We start from the raw sequence: 15830 nt of genomic DNA on the forward strand, positions 1-15830 counted from the left end.
TGCTATCGGTGTCCGCGATCCGGCGGCAGGCCGTCATGGGTCTGTCACCTCGGGTTCACAGAATCGGGCCGCCTGCGGCGGGGCGGGCCACGCCTGCACGGGCGTGCCCAGTCTCTTTTTCCTGTGGACTTTCATGCATCACAACTTTCGATGGACCTGCGCGCGCGCCGCGGGATTGGCCGGCCTTGCGGCCTTGTCTCTGGCAGCTTGCGGCGGCGGTGGGGGAGGAAGCGGCTTCGTGCCGGTCGGCGCCCCTGCTGCGGGCGCCCCCGGCGCCGGCAATCCGGACGCCCCCGTCGTGGCGCTCCAGCCGCTGGCGGGCGGTTCGCAGTACACGGGCACCGCCAGCTTCGGCGACACCGTGTCCATCACCCTCGACCAGCCCGCGGCCGGCAAGCTCACGCTGCGCTTCGTCGATTCGCGCTTCGGCCTGGCCGGCGCACTGAGCGCCAGCTACACCACCCAGCCCGACGGCTCGCTGCTGGCCGGCAACTTCGCCGTGGTGGCCGGCAGCGGCGTGCCCGATGCGCTCGCCGCCGCGCTGCCCCGCCTGGGCCTGCGCTTCCAGCTCGACGGCGGCCTGCTCAGCGGCTCGCTGGCCCAGGTGCCCAACCTCAAGGCGGCCGATGGCTCGCTGCTGCAGGGCGAGATTGCCGCTTCGAACCAGGGCGTGGCCGACGTGGCCCGCCTGGCCGGTGTGTACAGCTTCGTCAGGCTCACCACCGCCTACAACGCCAAGGGCGTGGCGCAGGCGGGCCCCGAGTCGGCGTTCGGCCAGTTCAACGTGGCGGCCGACGGCAGCGTGCGCGCCTGCCTGGGCCAGGCCTATGCAGACACCTGCAGCGCCGCACGCACCGGCAAGCTCGCGGCCGAAGCCGACCAGGCGACCTACCCGGGCGCGCTGTCGCTGACGCTGGACGGCCAGCGCGTCGGCCGTGTCATGGTCAATGCGCAATCGGGCGCGGCCACGTTGTTGGCCGATGAGTTCACCACCGCCGCCGACGGCAGCTTCCGCACCGGCACCTGGGTGCTGCAGAGCGCGTCGATGGCCTTGCCCGCCACCGCGCTCGACGGCGAATGGCTGTGCAGCCAGCCCGCGCTCGATGCCACCACCGGCGCGGCCACCGGCCGCACGCAGCGCAACTTCGTGTCGGTGGGCCAGGGCCTGCTGCAGACCGACACCATCGACTACGACGTGAAGCTCGGCGCGGCGGGCACCAGTGCCGTGAACGGCCTCGTCACCGGCCAGTGGGCCGACAGCCAGAAGGCCGCGCGCGTGCTGCTGCCCGTGGGCAAGCAGACCGTGTACTACGTCGGCACCGGCAGGGATGCCGCTGCGTCCACCAACTTCTCGGGGGTATGCCGCATGCTGCCGGTGCAGCCCGTCATCGGCACCTACGCATCGGCGCCCACCACCGGCACCGCCGTCATGGACATCCGCATCGGCGACGCGCGCCCCACGCAGCCGGCCATCGGCTACGACCAGGTCTATTACAAGCAGGCGCGCTACCGCAACAACGCCAACGGGTCGACGCAGTGGAAGAAAGAGTTCGACGACTATTGCGAAGCCCGGGGCCTCACGGACGGCGCCAAGGGCTCGACGGTCATTGCGGGCACCTCGCTGCTCACCGACCCCGCCAGCTTCACCTGCTCGACCAAGAACGCCTTCGACCAGGGCGCGCTGAAGTCGGCCGTGGTCGGCCCGCGCGGCGTGCTGTACCTGACGGACGGCCACCACACCCTCACCAGCTTCTGGGAGGCACCCAACGGCGGCGGTGCCGACGTGAAGGTGCCGGTGGTGATGAAGGGCAACTTCATGGACCAGAACAACGCCACCTTCTGGCGCGGCATGCGTGCGAACAAGACGGTGTGGCTCAAGCTGCCCGACGGCCGCGCCATCACGCCGGCCGACCTGCCGCAGCAGCTGGGCCTGGGCAACGGACTGCTGGACGACCCGTACCGCGCGCTGCTGTATTTCACGCGCGACATCGGCTATGCGCAGCCCGCCAACAGCACCGAGTTCCTGGAGTTCTACTGGTCCGAATGGCTGCGCGCCGCGCCGCAGAACCTGCAGCTCTCGGCCTACACGCTGACTGATGCCGCGAGCTACCTGCAGGCCATCCAGACCGCGTCGAACCTGATGATCGCGACGCCTGACACGACGCCGATCGGTTCCTCGGGCCTCACCGCGCTGCAGATGGGCAAGCGCGCGAGCTTCGACAGCGCCGCCTTCGCCGACCTCAACACGCCGGTGACGGCCGCGAAGCCGGGCAAGCTGGCGTATGCGTTGAGCTACCGGGCGTCGCTGGCGACGAAGTAGGCGGGGAGCAGGTCGCTCGCTGAGCTGCGGGTGTTCAGCCCGGCGAAGCCTCTTCTTCCCCCTGCGCCTGGAACATCCGCGTGAAGTCGCAGCATTCCTGCGCCAGCATCACGATGGACGAGGTCAGCGCGCTGCGGTGCTCGCCCTTGTGCATGGCCACGTACCGCACCACGGGCAGGGCAGGCGTCACCTCGATCACCGCGAGCATGCCCGCGTCGACCATCGGCGACAGGCATTCGCGCGGCAGGTAGCTCACGCCCAGGCCCGACACCGTGAGCCCGGTGAGCGCCACCAGGTTGCTCACCACGATCACGTTGGCCGGCTGCACGCCTTGCTCCTTCATCCATGCGTCGTAGGCACGCCCGGTGCCCGAGTTGTTGCCCTGCACCAGCATGCGGTGGCGCGCCAGCTCGTGCAGCCGCACGGTGCCGCTGGCCGATGCCGCAGGCACCACGCCAGGCTTGCACATCCACGCGCTGCGCACCTGCCCGATGACCGTGTGCGGCAGGCGCGACTCGGCGAAGGTGTCGGGCACGATGACCAGGTCGAGCTCGTCGGCCAGCAGCTTGTCGCGCAGCTGCAAGCTGTCGTCCACGTCGGGCTCCAGGATCACCTTGGGGTAGTGCTGCTGGATCAGCCCCACCAGCCGCGGCAGCCAGGTCATGGCGGTGAGCTCGGTCACGCCGATGCGGATGCGCCGCTCCACCACGCCGGGCTTGCCGAACTGCTCGACCGCGGCGTCGCGCTGTGCCAGCAGCTTCTGCGCGAGCACGAACATCTCCTCGCCCTTCTCGGTGAGCCGCGCGGTGCGCTGGCTGCGGTCGAACAGCGCGGTGTCGAACAGCAGCTCCAGCTCGTGCACCCGCTTGGACACCGCGGACTGCGAGGTGTGCAGCTGGTTCGCCGCCTGCGCAAAGCCGCCCAGCTGCCCGATCCAGTAGAGGGCTTCGAGTTGCTTGAAAGTCATCACGGTGCGGCACTCCGGCTGAAAGAACGCTTTTAGTCATGTGATTCGATCACAAAAAATCGCTTTTGGAAATTCATCCAGAGGCAGAAGATGCGGCCAAGCCACCCCTCATCCACCCTCCGTCCACTCTCTTCGACCCTTCAAGGAACCCCCGATGACCTTCAAGAAACTGCCCCTCGCGCTCTGCCTCGGCCTTGTCTTCGCCTGCGGCGCGGCCAGCGCCCAGGACGGCGGCACGCTGCAGAAGATCAAGGAGAGCGGCACGATCCAGATCGGCGCGCGCGACAGCCAGATTCCGTTCTCGTACAAGCTCAGCGCCGACAGCGCGCCCATCGGCTTCACCAACGACATCTGCCTGAAGATCGTCGACGCGGTGAAGGCCAGGCTCGGCCTGCCGAAACTCGAGGTGCGCTACACCATGCTCAACTCGACCAACCGCATTCCGCTGCTGCAGAACGGCACCGTCGACCTCGACTGCGCCACCACCACCAACACCACCCAGCGCCAGGCACAGGTCGACTTCGCGCCCAGCCACTTCGTGACCAACATCACCGCCGCGGTGAAGAAGGCCTCGGGCATCAATTCGCTGGCCGACCTGAACGGCAAGAACGTGGCCACCGTCTCGGGCAGCACCTCGATCCAGCTGCTGCGCGGCGCGCGCAAGAGCGGCACCATCGAAGTCAACGAGATCGCCGGCAAGGACACCTCCGACGGCTTTCTGCTGCTGTCCACCGGCCGCGCCGACGCCTACGTGCTCGACGACGTGCAGCTCGCCGGCATGGTCGCCAGCGCCACCAACCCGGGCGAGTACAAGCTGCTGAAGGAGTCGCTGCGCCAGGAGCCCTACGGCATCATGCTGCGCAAGGACGACCCGCAGTTCAAGGCGCTGGTGGACGAGACCGTCACCGGCCTCATGAAGTCGGGCGCCATCGAGCAGCTGTACACCAAGTGGTTCCTCTCGCCGATTCCGCCGAAGAACGCGAACCTGAACTTCCCCATGTCCGACGCGGTGCGCGAGATCTACAAGAACCCCAACAACAAGGGCGTCTGAACGATGGCTTCCCCGCACGCACAACACCCCCATGGCCTGGTCTTTTCCGATGCGCTGATGCGCGAGGTGCAGCAGCGCTTTCTCGGCGTGGACCATGACCACCACGGCCGCGAGCGCCTGTACTTCGACAATGCCGGCGGATCGTTTCGCCTGAAGGCGGCGGTCGAGCGCTTCGCGCAGGTCGACGCCATTCCCGACAACGCCGAGCGCATCCACGCCACGGCCGTCGAGCTGCAGGACATCCAGGCCCGGGGCAGCGACGACCTGCGCACCATCCTGAATGCGAAGGGCGGCAGCGTGTACGCCTCGCTCACCGCCTCTGGCGCGATGTTCGACATGGTGCGCGCCATTGCCGAGAACGTGCCGGGCACGAACATGGTCACCACCGTGCTCGAGCATCCCTCGGCCTTCGACGCGATGAGCCTCTATGCCCAGCGCCTGGGCCGCGAGCTGCGCGTGGCGCAGAGCAACCCCGTCACCGGCGGCGTCGATGTGGAAGAGATCGTGCGGCTGGTCGACAAGGACACCTGCCTGCTCAACGTGATCTACGCGTCGAACATCTCCGGTGCCAAGCTCGACATGGAGGAGATCGTGCGCCGCGCGCGCGCCATCAAGCCCGACCTGTACATCGTGGTGGACGCCGTGCAGCATGCGCCGCACGGCCTCATCGACCTGCAGAAGACGCCGGTGGACGGCGTCAACATCGCGCCCTACAAGTTCTTCGGCTGCCGGGGCTCGGGCCTGTCATGGATGTCCGAGCGTGCGGCCGTGCTGCCGCACCACAAGCTGGCCGCCAAGAAGCCCGACTACTGGGACCTGGGCAGCTCGGCGCCGTGGCAGTTCGCGGTGCTGACCGAAATCGTCGACTACGTGTGCTGGCTGGGCAGCCACTTCACGGATGCCACCGAAGCCACCGGCCGCCGCGCCCTGTTCGTCGCGGGCATCACCCACATCGAGCTGCACGAGCGCGCGCTGCTCGCCGTGCTGCTCGACGGCAACGCCAACGCGACCGGCATGCGCGAGATGCGCGGCGTCGAGGTGTTCCTCGACCACGAAGACCTGACCCGGCGCGACCTGATCCTGGGCATCGGCTTCGACCACATCGACTGCACACAGGCGGTGGTCGAGTACGGCAAGCGTGGCGTGACGGTCTACGAACGCGTGGCGACCAGCCTGTATTCGAAGCGCATGCTCGAGTCCTTCGGCCTGGCGGGCACGGTGCGGGTGTCGCCGCTGCATTGCAACTCGGTGGCCGACATGGAGAAGTTCCTGCGGATCACGCAGGAGATCGCGGCTCAGCAGGGGTAGCCCTGCGGCCTTGACGGCGCCGGGCTTCAGGCGAAGGGCGGTGCCGGCTGCACCGCGTCGTCCACGCTCCACGGCGCATACACGTCCGCATGCAGGTCGGGCGAATTCACCTTGGCCAGCAGGTCCCGCACGTCGTCTTTCACACGCGCCAGCGACAGGCGCGCGCCGCGCACGCGCACGTAGGCCGCGAAGTCGCACAGCGCCTCGATGCTGGTGGCGTCGAGGTCGGGCGATTCCTCCAGGCTCAGCACCATGCGCTGCAGGCCCGGCATCGCATCGACGCGCGCACGGATCGACGCGAACACCGCATCCGCATTGCCGAAGAACAGCGGCACCTCGGGCCGCGCGATCAGCGTGTGCGGCGGCACCACCGCCTCGGGGTGGCGGGCCGTGTCGACGTAGTCGTGGCTCTGGCCCAGCCGGCCGAGCCAGCTCACCGTGGTGCGCGAGAAGCCGCGCAGCAGCAGCAACAGGCTCACGCCGATGGCGGCCAGCAGCCCGTCGAGCACGCCCAGCAGCAGCACGGCGGCCACCGCCACGAGTGCCACCAGCCGGTCGCGCCGCCACTGGAAGTAGGGCCGCAGCGCGGCCGGGTTCAGCGTGTGGCTCACCGCATGGATCACGATGGCGGCCAGCAGCGGCTCGGGCGTGTGCGCGATCCACGGCAGCAGCGTGAGCACCGCCACCAGCACCACCAGCCCCGCGACGATGCCCGCCGCGCGGCTCTGCGCGCCGGCCGACTCGTTGGCCGAGGTGGCCGAATAGCCCGCGCCCACCGGCATGCCCTGGAACAGCGCCGAGAGCAGGTTGGCGCCGCCCAGCGCCAGCAGGTCGCGGTTGGCCGACACGTTGTCGCCATGGCGCAATGCGAAGGTGCGGATCGACCCGTACGACTCGGCATAGAGGATCAGCGCCATCGCGAAGGCCAGCCCGCCCAGGTTCTGCCATTGCGCGCGGTCCAGCGGCGGCACGCCGGGGTGCGAGAAGTCCAGCGAGATCGGTCCCACCGCCGCCACGCCCCAGGCCTGGCACAGCCCGCTCACGTCGAGCGCGATGCCGCCCGCGATCACCAGCAGCGCGGCCGGCACCGCGCGCCAGCGCGCGAGACCCCGCAGCAGGGCGAGCGCGACCAGCGCCATGGCCGCGCCGGCCAGGTTCCAGTGCCGCCACTCGCCCAGCAGCCCGCCGGCGAGCCGGAAGAAGTCGCTGTGCGCCGGCTGCACCGCCAGCACCTTGGGCAATTGCTTCACCACGATGGTCAACGCCAGCCCGAGCGCGAAGCCGCGCAGCACCGGCTTGGCGATGAGGCTGGACACCGCGCCGAGCTTCGCGACACCCGCGACGACGAAGAACAGGCCCGCCAGCAGCACGATGCCCGCGCCCATCGCGAGCCGCGTGGCGGCATCCACGCCCGTGACCGACATCGTGGCCGCGAACAGCACCGCGGCGGACGACGACGTGGCCGAGACGATCGCGAAGCGGCTGCTGCCGAAGAGGCCGTAGACCAGCAGGCCCGCGAACAGCGCGATCACGCCGGCCTGCGGCGGCAGGCCCGCGATGCTGGCGTACGCCACGGCCTCGGGCAGCAGCAGGCCCGCGATGGACACGCCCGCCACGAGGTCGGCGAGACCGGGGCGGCGGGAGGCGGTGCTCCGCGGCGGGATTGGCGGGATGGGTGCGGCGGGCGGCGTGGCTGCGGTCATGAAGGAGTGGGGTGTTGCCGCCGCAAGCTATCAGGCGCCGGCGGACCGGAAGCTGACGGCATGCGCCATGTGCGCGGCCCCTGCGGACCGCAGGCCGTTGAGCCCCGCGGGGTCGTAGCGTGCAATGGCCTGGTGCCCGTCGAGATCTTCCTTCAGCCGCAGGCCGGTGTCGAGCAGCAATGCCTGCAACGCCGCGGGATCGAAGCCCGACAGGAAGGACTCTCCTGCGGCCGACACATCGCTGCGCAGCTTGCGGAAGGCCTGCGCACCGGCATGGCCCGGGGCGAGCGCGGCTTCGTCGATGTAGGTGAAGACCAGTTCGCTGTGAGCGGACGTGCACGACGCGATGGATCGCAGCGCCGCCAGGTTCGCCTCGCGCGTGAGGTACATGGTGACCCCCAGCCACGAGAAGAAGGCCGGCTGTGTCGGGTCGAAGCTCGAGCGGGCCAGCGCGGTGCCGAGGTCTTCCGTGGCCAGGTCCGCCTCGATGAAATGCACCGACGGCGACGCGGCCACGCCGCACGCCTGCAGGCGCTGGCGCTTCAGGCGCTGCGTGTCGGGGTGATCGACTTCGTAGATGTTCAGTGTGTGCGCCCATGCGGGCCGGCGGCACACGAAGCTGTCGAAGCCCGCGCCGACGATCACGTACTGCGCCACACCCTTTGCCACGGCCGCCTGGAGCGCGTCTTCGGTGTAGCGCGAGCGCAGCACCACGTCGGCATACGCCGCGTTCGCGCGCCACACGGCGTCCAGCACGCTGTCGGATGAAAAGGCGGTCTCGGCCGCGGCCCCGGCCTTGCCGGCTGCTGCGTGCCGTGCCATCGCCCGCTCGCGAAAGGCCGCGCGCACGGCCTCCGGCACCAGGCGGTCGCCCCACGGGTCGTCCAGCAGCGGGGCGGGGTCGCAGCGCGAATGCAGTGCGCGCATCAAGGACGTGGCGAGGGCGGTGCGGCTGGCTTTCAAGGGGGTCACTGGGGCGGGCTCCAACGTGGAATGGGTGCGCAGTGTGCGTCGCCGGCGTGCCTCTGTACAGTGCATTGTTTCAAGCAAGTACCTGCACGAAATGAATTCATTGGACCTGAACCTGCTGGCCGCGCTCGATGCGTTGCTGAGCACCGGCAGCGTCAGTGCCGCTGCCGAGCGCATGCACCTGAGCGCGCCCGCCATGAGCCACACGCTCGCACGCATCCGAGAGGCGCTCGGCGATCCGGTGCTCGTGCGCGCCGGCCGCACGCTGATTCCCACGCCGCGTGCCCAAGCCATGCGCGAGCCGGTTCGACGGCTGATTGCCGATGCCCGGCTGCTGATGCAACCCGATGGCGGCGTGCCGCTGGCGCAACTGGAGCGCGAGTTCACGGTGCGTTCGCCCGAGGGCATGGGCATCGTCTATGGCGCGACGCTGCTTGCGGCGCTGCGCCGCGACCTTCCGCTCGCACGCCTGCGCTTCGTTCCTGAAAGCGACAGCGACGCGATTGCGTTGCGCGAAGGGCGCATCGACCTCGATGTCGGCACGCTGTTCGACAAGGGCCCCGAGATCCTGACCTCGCTGCTCTACGAGCAGCGCATCGTGGGCGTCGTGAAATCGGGGCATGCGTTGCTGCGGACGCGGGTCACCCCGAAGCGCTTCGCCGCGCAGCAGCATGTGGCGGTCACGCGCCGCGGAAAGTCCAGGGAGCCCATCGACAGCCTGCTCGCCGGGCATGGCTGTACACGGCAGATTGCATTGACGGTGCCCAGTGCCTACGGTGCGTTGATGGCGGCCGCGCGCTCCGCGCTGGTCGCCTGCGTGCCCGAGCCCTTGGCGCGGACCGTGGCGGCGAGTCTCGACCTCGAGATCTTCAAGTTGCCCGTGGCCGTGCCCGTCGAGCAGGTGCTGCAGGCGTGGCATCCACGTGATGCCGCGGACCCTGCGCACCGGTGTCTTCGCGACTGCGTCGCCGCCGTGTCGCGGGACACGCGCTTCGGTCCGCTTGCGGGCCGCGACGCGTCGGACCCGATGCGCGGACGCACGATCGCCGCGCATCGCGCATTGATCTCGAAGGTGCGGTGAATGCTTTAGAACGGGTCGCACGCGATGCGGCGAAAAACTTAAATCTTCCAGGCTAAGCCCTTCGTACGAAGTCCATCTTTCACTCGAAAAATGAGGTCTCGGCTGACACGCCGGGCCTCATGAAAGACGCATCGCGCTGGTATGGTGCGCGGGTAGTTTTTTGTTCGCCCGTGTCTTTGCATCGGGCCCGCCACATGCCCATTCGCCACGCCAGAATCTTTCCGCGCTACTCGTTCTATTGCGTCCTCGGCGGTCTGGCCGCCATCTATGTCTTCTGCGCCATGATGCTGGTGCCGATCAAGGTCTACATCCTTCCGTACCTGATCACGCCGGACTTCATTCGCTACAAGGGTGCGATCGTCGTTCTGTTCCTGGCCATTCCCGCGGCGATCTACCTGATCTGCTGGAAGGGCAGCGACTTCTTCGCGTGGTTGCGCACGCCCGAAACGCTGACCGTCGGCGAGCACGGCCTGCAACTCGGCGAACGCACGCTGGCCTTCGCGGACGTCACGCGCTTTCGCCATCGCCACAACCGCAACCACGTGCTGCTCTCCACGCGCGACGGCAAGACGCTGCGCCTGCGGCTTGATCTGTGGGACCAGCCGGACGCGCTGCTCGCCGAAGTGGAAGAGGCCATCGGCGACACCATGGCGCACGACGTGGAGCGCCGCCTGCATGCGGGCGAGACGGTGAAGTTCGGTGCGCTCGGCCTGCAGGCCGAAGGCCTGGTGCACAAGGGCCAGCTCATTGCGTGGTCGAGCATCGGCACCATCCGCACGCAGTCCGACGAGGAAGGCATGGACGTGGACGAACACCTGGTCATCGTCGCCAGCGGCAAGACCCGAAAGATCGATCGCTCGAAGATCGACAACGAACCCGTGCTCATGGCCTGCCTGATGCAGCGCCTGCCCGCGCACTGAATCTTCTTCGTCGCCCTTCAGCCCTTTTTTCAACCACTCCAACAGACGCACACAGCGAACACCACAAATGGAAATCTACAGCTCCGCCGCACAGCAAGAAAAGACCCGCCAGGACCGTCCCGTGTTCTATTCCCGCTCGCGCCTCATCGGCGGCACCGTGCTCTGGGGCGTGGTGACCCTGGTGCTGGCCGTGCTGTGCATCCGTGCGCAGGACAAGAACATCGGCATCCTCATCGCGGCCTGCTTCGCGCTGCTTACGGCGTGGCTGACCTTCAAGTGCTTCAACACGCTGCGCAACATCGCGACGCCGGCGTTCGTGGTCGGCCACCAGGGCCTGACCTTCGAGAACGGCATGGTGCTGCCGTGGGGCAACATCGTCGAGAACACATGGGTGAACCAGAGCTACGTCGGCATTCCGATCAGCCGGCAGATCCAGATCAGGACCGACCTGCCCAAGCCCAAGGCACGCGTGCTGCGCCGCGCCACGGCGCTGGAGATTTCGGGCGACGAGTACCTCGCGCTGTGCGACGCCTACCGTTGATTCAGCGCTGACTCCTGCATGAACAACGCACAGCACCGCCAGAGCGTTCCGCTCGACAAGGCCTACCGCCTGATGAACCACGGCCCCACCGTGCTCGTGAGCGCCGCGCACGGCGGCCAGCGCAACATCATGGCCGCGGCCTGGGCCATGCCGCTGGACTTTGCGCCGCCCAAGGTGGCGGTGGTGCTCGACAAGAGCACCTGGACGCGGGTGCTGCTCGAAGGCGCAGGCACCTTCGCGCTGCAGGTGCCCACGCGCGCGCAGCTCGACCTGACCGAGGCGCTGGGCAGCAGCTCGGGCCGCGAGATCGTCGAGACCTCGGGCCGCGACAAGTTCGCCGCCTACGGGCTGGAGACCTTCGCGGGCAGTGCCACCGGCGCGCCGCTGCTCGAAGGCTGCGCGGCCTGGCTCGAATGCCGGCTGCTGCCGGAGCCGCACATCCAGGAACGCTACGACCTGTTCCTGGGCGAGGTGATTGCCGCGCAGGCCGATGCGCGCGTGTTCGCCAACGGGCGCTGGAACTTCGACGACCACGACGCGCTGCGCACGCTGCACCATGTGGCGGGCGGGCACTTCATCGTCGACGGCGAGGCGGTCGATGCGCGGGCGTTGCCGCCCACGCCTTAGTTCTCAGGGGCGCCCGGCTCAGGCCGAGTTGCCCCGCGCCGCGCGCGGTACCAGCATCGCGCGCAACACCACCACGCCGCACACGGCCGCCGCCAACGCCAGCAGCACGGCCCACAGCAGGCGCGAGGGCGATGCGGCCTCCAGCCAGTCGGCCAGCAGCAAGGTGGTGGTGTTGTAGGTGGCGTGCAGCGCAATGCACGGAATGAGCGAGCGCGTGCGTTCGTACAGCCAGGCGAGCACGGTGCCCATCACGAAGCCGACCACGAACTGGTAGATGTTCATGTGCGCCGCGCCGAACAGCAGCGCCGACATGAAGATGGCCTGCCAGCGCGGATAGCGCTGCAGGAAGCCGCGCAGCACGATGCCGCGGAACAGCATCTCCTCCAGCAACGGCGCCATCACGCACACCGCCAGCACGGCCGCCACGCTGCCGTCGGCCATGCGGCTGAAGAACGACTCCTCCCAGCGCGACAGCGGCACGATCGCCATCAGCAACTGCAGCGCGGAGGTGATGGCGAGCAGCAGCGCCGGCACCAGCAGCAGCACCGGCGGCACCACCAGCATCAGCATGGCGCCCGGCGATGAAGGCGAATGATGGAAGAGCTCGCGGTAGGTGAGCTTCTGGAAGTGCATGACCACCGCGAACACGCAGCCGTTGCCCAGCACGGCCGAGAGCACGCCGATCTGCATGAGGTTCAGGCCGAGCCAGCCATTGGCGTCGCGCAACGCGGCGCCCACGACGAACTCGCAGAGGAACAGGGCCACGAACAGCAGGGCGGCTTGCGCCGGCGAAGGGAAGGCCGCGCTTTTCGGGGAGGGCATGAGGGGGTGCGCCGGTGGGCGCCTGGGGGACGGTGGCGCGGATGTTACGCGACCGCCCGGGCGGCTCAGGGGCTCGCCAGTTTCCCGTTGCGCAACAGCTGCGAGAGCGGCGACAGCCAGATGCCCCCCGGTTGGCCGGGCAGCGGCAGCACCAGCTCGCGCAGCACCGCGTACTCGTGCAGCCGCGCCGATCCGTGCGGGTCGCCGGGCATGATGCCGGCGGCGGGGTGGCACATGAGCACGTCGCCGCTGCCGCTGGCCGAGAGCCATTCGGCCAGCCGGCGCGCATAGTCGCCGGCATCGCCCGAGAAGTCGTACACGCCCAGCAGGTGCCGGCTCGTGGGAATGCCGTGGCGTGCCGCGAGCGCGGCCAGCCGCGCGCCGCCCAGCGCGTGGATGAGCCTGGCCTTCCAGCGGTCGGGCCCCTGCAGCCAGCCCGGTGCGGTGCATCGCAGCCAGGGCGGCGAATCCGCGTAGCGCCGCGCGATCTCCTCCACCAGCAGCTCGCGCACCACGGGGAACTGGTGCACGTGGCGGTGTCCGTCGATGAAGGCCGGCGCGCGGCCCATGGCGTCCTCGAAGCGTGTCATCTGGTCGCGGATGTCGGCCTTCAGCCCCGCCGCGAACACCGTGCGCGTGAAGGTCCGCGCGAGCAGGCCGGCCAGGCCGGGCTCGGGCCCGTCGACCTGCGACGGCCGCGTGAGGTCCAGGTGCAGCCCGACATCGAGCCGCGCGGGCGCGATGCGCCGCAGCGCCTTCGCACCGGCCAGCCAGGCACTGCGCCGCACCATGCCGCCGGTGGCGGAGATCTTGCCGCGCTCGGCCAGGTCGACGACGGCCGCGTTCACGCCCACGCTCAGGCCGAAGTCGTCCGCGCAGACGCAGATGCGGCGCGCCGTGGCGAGGTGCACGCCGGCCATGTCAGTCATCGCCGCCGCCTCCCGGGGGCGGTGCGCCGGGTGCGGCGTCCAGGCAATGCGGGTCGCTGGTGGCGCTGCCCGCGAAGCGCCACGCGGCCAGGGCATGGTTGACCGCCAGCAGCCGCGCGCGAGCCAGCCAGGGGTTCGCCAGGTGCGCGGTGTTCGCGCCCACGATCCAGGTGGCGCGCGGCACGCAGAGCGTGGAAGCCAGCTGCGTGCGCTCGAGCAGCGTGGCGGCGGCGCGTGCCGGCTCGAAGCGGCCGGCGTCGAAGATCTCCTTGCGCCAGTTGTCGCGGGTGTCGCGGGCCGCCGCCTGCCAGTCGTCCGACACCAGCACCGGCTCGCGCAGGTTCCAGTAGAACGGAATCTCGTAGCTGTAGCTGTCGAGCATCAGCACCCGCTCGCCGGGCGCCACCGACGCGCCGGCCGGCAGGCGCAGGTGTGCGCCCGGTGGCGTCGCATACACCGCCACGGCGACCACGCAGGCCACGCACAGCGCCGCAGACGCCAGCGTGGTGGCGCGCACCTTGGACAGCAGCGATTCCGGCGTGCGGCCCGCGAGCACGCGCTGCGCGATCAGGTACGCCAGCGGCGGCAGCGCCGGCAGCACGTAGCCCACGAGCTTGGAGCGCGGCATCGAGAAGAACACCACGATCACCGCGAGCCAGATCCACATGAGCACGTCGACGTCGGAGCGCCTGGGGCGGGTGTCGTCGTCCTTGCCGCGCGGCACCAGCACCCATGCGAACCACGGCAGCGTGAGGCCGGCCAGCACCGGCAGGTAGAACCAGAAGCCGTGCTCGTTGTTGAAGCCCGACGAGGCGAAGCGCCGGAAGTGCTGCGTGACGACGAAGTAGTCGAAGAACTCGGGGTACTTCATCTGCATGGCCACGAACCACGGGCCGGCCACGGCCAGCAGCACGGCCCATCCGGGCAGCCACAGCGCGAGCTTCAGCGCCGCGAGCCTGCGCGTCGCCGCGCACCAGATGACGATCACCATCGCAGGCAGCACCAGCCCGATGAGCCCCTTGGCCAGCAACCCGGCCGCGGCGAACAGGTAGGCGCCCGCGAGCAGCGCGCGCCACGGCTCGTCGCGCTCCTTCGCCAGGCACGCGCCTGCCGCCAGCAGCACCGTGCACGCGATGCAACCCGCCACCAGCATGTCGAGGTTGGCGAACTGCGCGCCCAAGAAGAAGAAGGGGGTGGTCACGAGCACCACGGTCGACAGCAGCGCCACGCGCACGGTCGACCAGCGGCGCAGGAACAGGAACAGCCCCGCCGCCGCCGCGCCCGCGCCCAGCACGGAGGGCAGCCGCGCCGCCCATTCCACCGGCCCGGTCAGCGCCATCGCGGCCGCGCCGATCCAGTAGAACAGCGGCGGCTTGTGGAAGAAGGGCAGGCCGTCGAGCCGCGGCACCAGCCAGTCGCCCGAGTGCAGCATGGCCAGCGCGATGCCGCCGTAGCGGCCCTCGTCGGGGGCCATCAGGGGACGCACCCATGCCGTGGCCAGCAGCCACGCGAAGAGCGCCGCGATGAGCCACAGGGGCTGGGGCGCGGTCCACCAGCGAGAGCCTGGTTGCCTCATGGGTTCTCGGTCTCCAGGCCGGCGCCGTCCGTTCGGCGCACCACGTACAGCGGCCGGCCCTTGACCTCCTCGTAGATGCGCGCGATGTACTCGCCGACGATGCCGGTGGAGATCATCTGCACGCCGATGAAGAACATCAGGCTCACCACGATGGTGGTCCAGCCGGAGACCGCATTGCCGAACAGCAGGTGGTCGACGGTCACGTAGATGCCGTAGGCAAAGGCCGGTACCGCGAACAGCAGTCCGACCACGCTCACCATGCGCAGCGGCCAGGTGGTGAAGGCGGTGAGGCCGTCCAGCGCCAGGCGCACCAGCCGCCGTGCGTTGAAGCTGCTCACGCCCTCCGCGCGCGGCGCGGGCGTGTACGGCATGGCCACGGCGCGAAAGCCGACCCAGGCGTACAGGCCCTTCATGAAGCGGCTGCGCTCGGGCAGGCTCATGAGCGCGTCGACCACCTTGCGGTCCATCAGGCGGAAGTCGCCCGCGTCCTTGGGCACGGCGAAGCGATCCGACGCGTTGACCAGGCGGTAGAAGAGCTTGCTGCCGAGCTGCTTGAAGCGGCTTTCGTCGCTGCGCTCCTCGCGCACGGCGTACACCACTTCGGCTCCGGCCACCCACTGCGCGATCATCTGGTGGATCAGGTCGGGCGAGTGCTGGAGGTCGCCGTCGAGCAGCACCACGGCGTCGCCGGTGGCCGCCGCCAGGCCCGCCGTGATCGCGGCCTCCTTGCCGAAGTTGCGCGACAGCGAGATGCAGCGAAAGCCCGAGAGCTCGCACCACGCGCGCGCGACGTCGGCCGTGTCGTCGGTGCTGCCGTCGTCCACCACGATGATCTCCCAGCGCAGTTTCGTGGCCCAGAGGATGTCTTCGAGCCGAGGCAGCAGGTGGCGCAGGTTGGCGCCCTCGTTGAAGCAGGGGATCACACAGGAGATGCTGCGCGCGTCGCCGGCCGGTGCACGCGGCACGTCCGTGCGCGAAGCGGGCATGGGCACCCGCGACAGCGTGGGCGGGGCACC

At 69.4% G+C, this 15830-nt stretch carries 14 protein-coding genes; 7 read left to right on the forward strand and 7 right to left on the reverse strand.

What is annotated here, in order from left to right; translation table 11 throughout:
* The first annotated feature begins 133 nt into the window (after positions 1 to 133).
* Positions 134 to 2320: a ParB/Srx family N-terminal domain-containing protein gene (locus ACSFBM_RS01795; protein ID WP_435482866.1), complete on the forward strand. Its 2187-nt coding sequence runs from the start codon at positions 134 to 136 to the stop codon at positions 2318 to 2320.
* Positions 2321 to 2354: 34 nt separating this feature from the next.
* Here ACSFBM_RS01795 and ACSFBM_RS01800 read toward each other — a convergent pair whose 3' ends face one another.
* A complete protein-coding gene (locus tag ACSFBM_RS01800; RefSeq protein ID WP_435482867.1) occupies positions 2355 to 3287 on the reverse strand; it encodes a LysR family transcriptional regulator in 933 nt (310 codons plus the stop codon).
* Between the two features lie 154 nt (positions 3288 to 3441).
* On the opposite strand from ACSFBM_RS01800, the gene ACSFBM_RS01805 reads away from it, so the two are divergent.
* A complete protein-coding gene (locus tag ACSFBM_RS01805; protein ID WP_435482868.1) occupies positions 3442 to 4338 on the forward strand; it encodes a transporter substrate-binding domain-containing protein in 897 nt (298 codons plus the stop codon).
* 3 nt (positions 4339 to 4341) lie between these two features.
* Positions 4342 to 5646 carry an aminotransferase class V-fold PLP-dependent enzyme gene (locus ACSFBM_RS01810; RefSeq protein ID WP_435482869.1) on the forward strand — a complete coding sequence of 435 codons (1305 nt, stop codon included), beginning with the start codon at positions 4342 to 4344 and terminating at the stop codon, positions 5644 to 5646.
* Positions 5647 to 5672: 26 nt separating this feature from the next.
* On the opposite strand, the gene ACSFBM_RS01815 is transcribed toward ACSFBM_RS01810, so the two are convergent.
* A complete protein-coding gene (locus tag ACSFBM_RS01815; RefSeq protein WP_435482870.1) occupies positions 5673 to 7349 on the reverse strand; it encodes a SulP family inorganic anion transporter in 1677 nt (558 codons plus the stop codon).
* 30 nt (positions 7350 to 7379) lie between these two features.
* Positions 7380 to 8321 carry a class I SAM-dependent methyltransferase gene (locus ACSFBM_RS01820; RefSeq protein WP_435482871.1) on the reverse strand — a complete coding sequence of 314 codons (942 nt, stop codon included), beginning with the start codon at positions 8319 to 8321 and terminating at the stop codon, positions 7380 to 7382.
* Between the two features lie 91 nt (positions 8322 to 8412).
* Here ACSFBM_RS01820 and ACSFBM_RS01825 point away from each other — a divergent pair, with 91 nt between their 5' ends.
* The 4 genes from ACSFBM_RS01825 to ACSFBM_RS01840 all read left to right on the forward strand — a co-directional run bounded on the left by ACSFBM_RS01825 (position 8413) and on the right by ACSFBM_RS01840 (position 11487).
* On the forward strand, positions 8413 to 9399 hold the full coding sequence (locus ACSFBM_RS01825; protein WP_435482872.1) for a LysR family transcriptional regulator: 987 nt from the start codon (positions 8413 to 8415) through the stop codon (positions 9397 to 9399).
* A gap of 194 nt (positions 9400 to 9593) precedes the next feature.
* Entirely contained in the window at positions 9594 to 10319 is a 726-nt protein-coding gene (locus ACSFBM_RS01830; protein WP_435482873.1) for a hypothetical protein, read from the forward strand.
* Positions 10320 to 10386: 67 nt separating this feature from the next.
* Positions 10387 to 10860, forward strand: coding sequence for a hypothetical protein (locus tag ACSFBM_RS01835; protein ID WP_435482874.1), 474 nt, complete (start codon positions 10387 to 10389; stop codon positions 10858 to 10860).
* 18 nt (positions 10861 to 10878) lie between these two features.
* Complete coding sequence (locus tag ACSFBM_RS01840) at positions 10879 to 11487, forward strand: flavin reductase family protein (protein ID WP_435482875.1); 609 nt, start codon at positions 10879 to 10881, stop codon at positions 11485 to 11487.
* 18 nt (positions 11488 to 11505) lie between these two features.
* On the opposite strand, the gene ACSFBM_RS01845 is transcribed toward ACSFBM_RS01840, so the two are convergent.
* The 4 genes from ACSFBM_RS01845 to ACSFBM_RS01860 form a co-directional block, all read right to left on the reverse strand.
* Positions 11506 to 12309 (reverse strand): CPBP family intramembrane glutamic endopeptidase, encoded by an 804-nt coding sequence (locus ACSFBM_RS01845; protein ID WP_435482876.1) that lies wholly within the window; start codon positions 12307 to 12309, stop codon positions 11506 to 11508.
* A gap of 65 nt (positions 12310 to 12374) precedes the next feature.
* Positions 12375 to 13238, reverse strand: coding sequence for a ChbG/HpnK family deacetylase (locus ACSFBM_RS01850; RefSeq protein WP_435482877.1), 864 nt, complete (start codon positions 13236 to 13238; stop codon positions 12375 to 12377).
* A complete protein-coding gene (locus tag ACSFBM_RS01855; RefSeq protein WP_435482878.1) occupies positions 13231 to 14814 on the reverse strand; it encodes an ArnT family glycosyltransferase in 1584 nt (527 codons plus the stop codon). Before ACSFBM_RS01855 ends, ACSFBM_RS01850 begins: the two co-directional genes overlap by 8 nt.
* Entirely contained in the window at positions 14811 to 15800 is a 990-nt protein-coding gene (locus tag ACSFBM_RS01860) for a glycosyltransferase family 2 protein (protein WP_435483708.1), read from the reverse strand. The genes ACSFBM_RS01855 and ACSFBM_RS01860 overlap by 4 nt, the downstream gene beginning before the upstream one ends.
* Positions 15801 to 15830 lie beyond the last annotated feature (30 nt).

This window comes from Variovorax pasteuri, assembly GCF_051216435.1.
In the GTDB taxonomy this organism is placed as follows: Bacteria; Pseudomonadota; Gammaproteobacteria; order Burkholderiales; family Burkholderiaceae_C; genus Variovorax.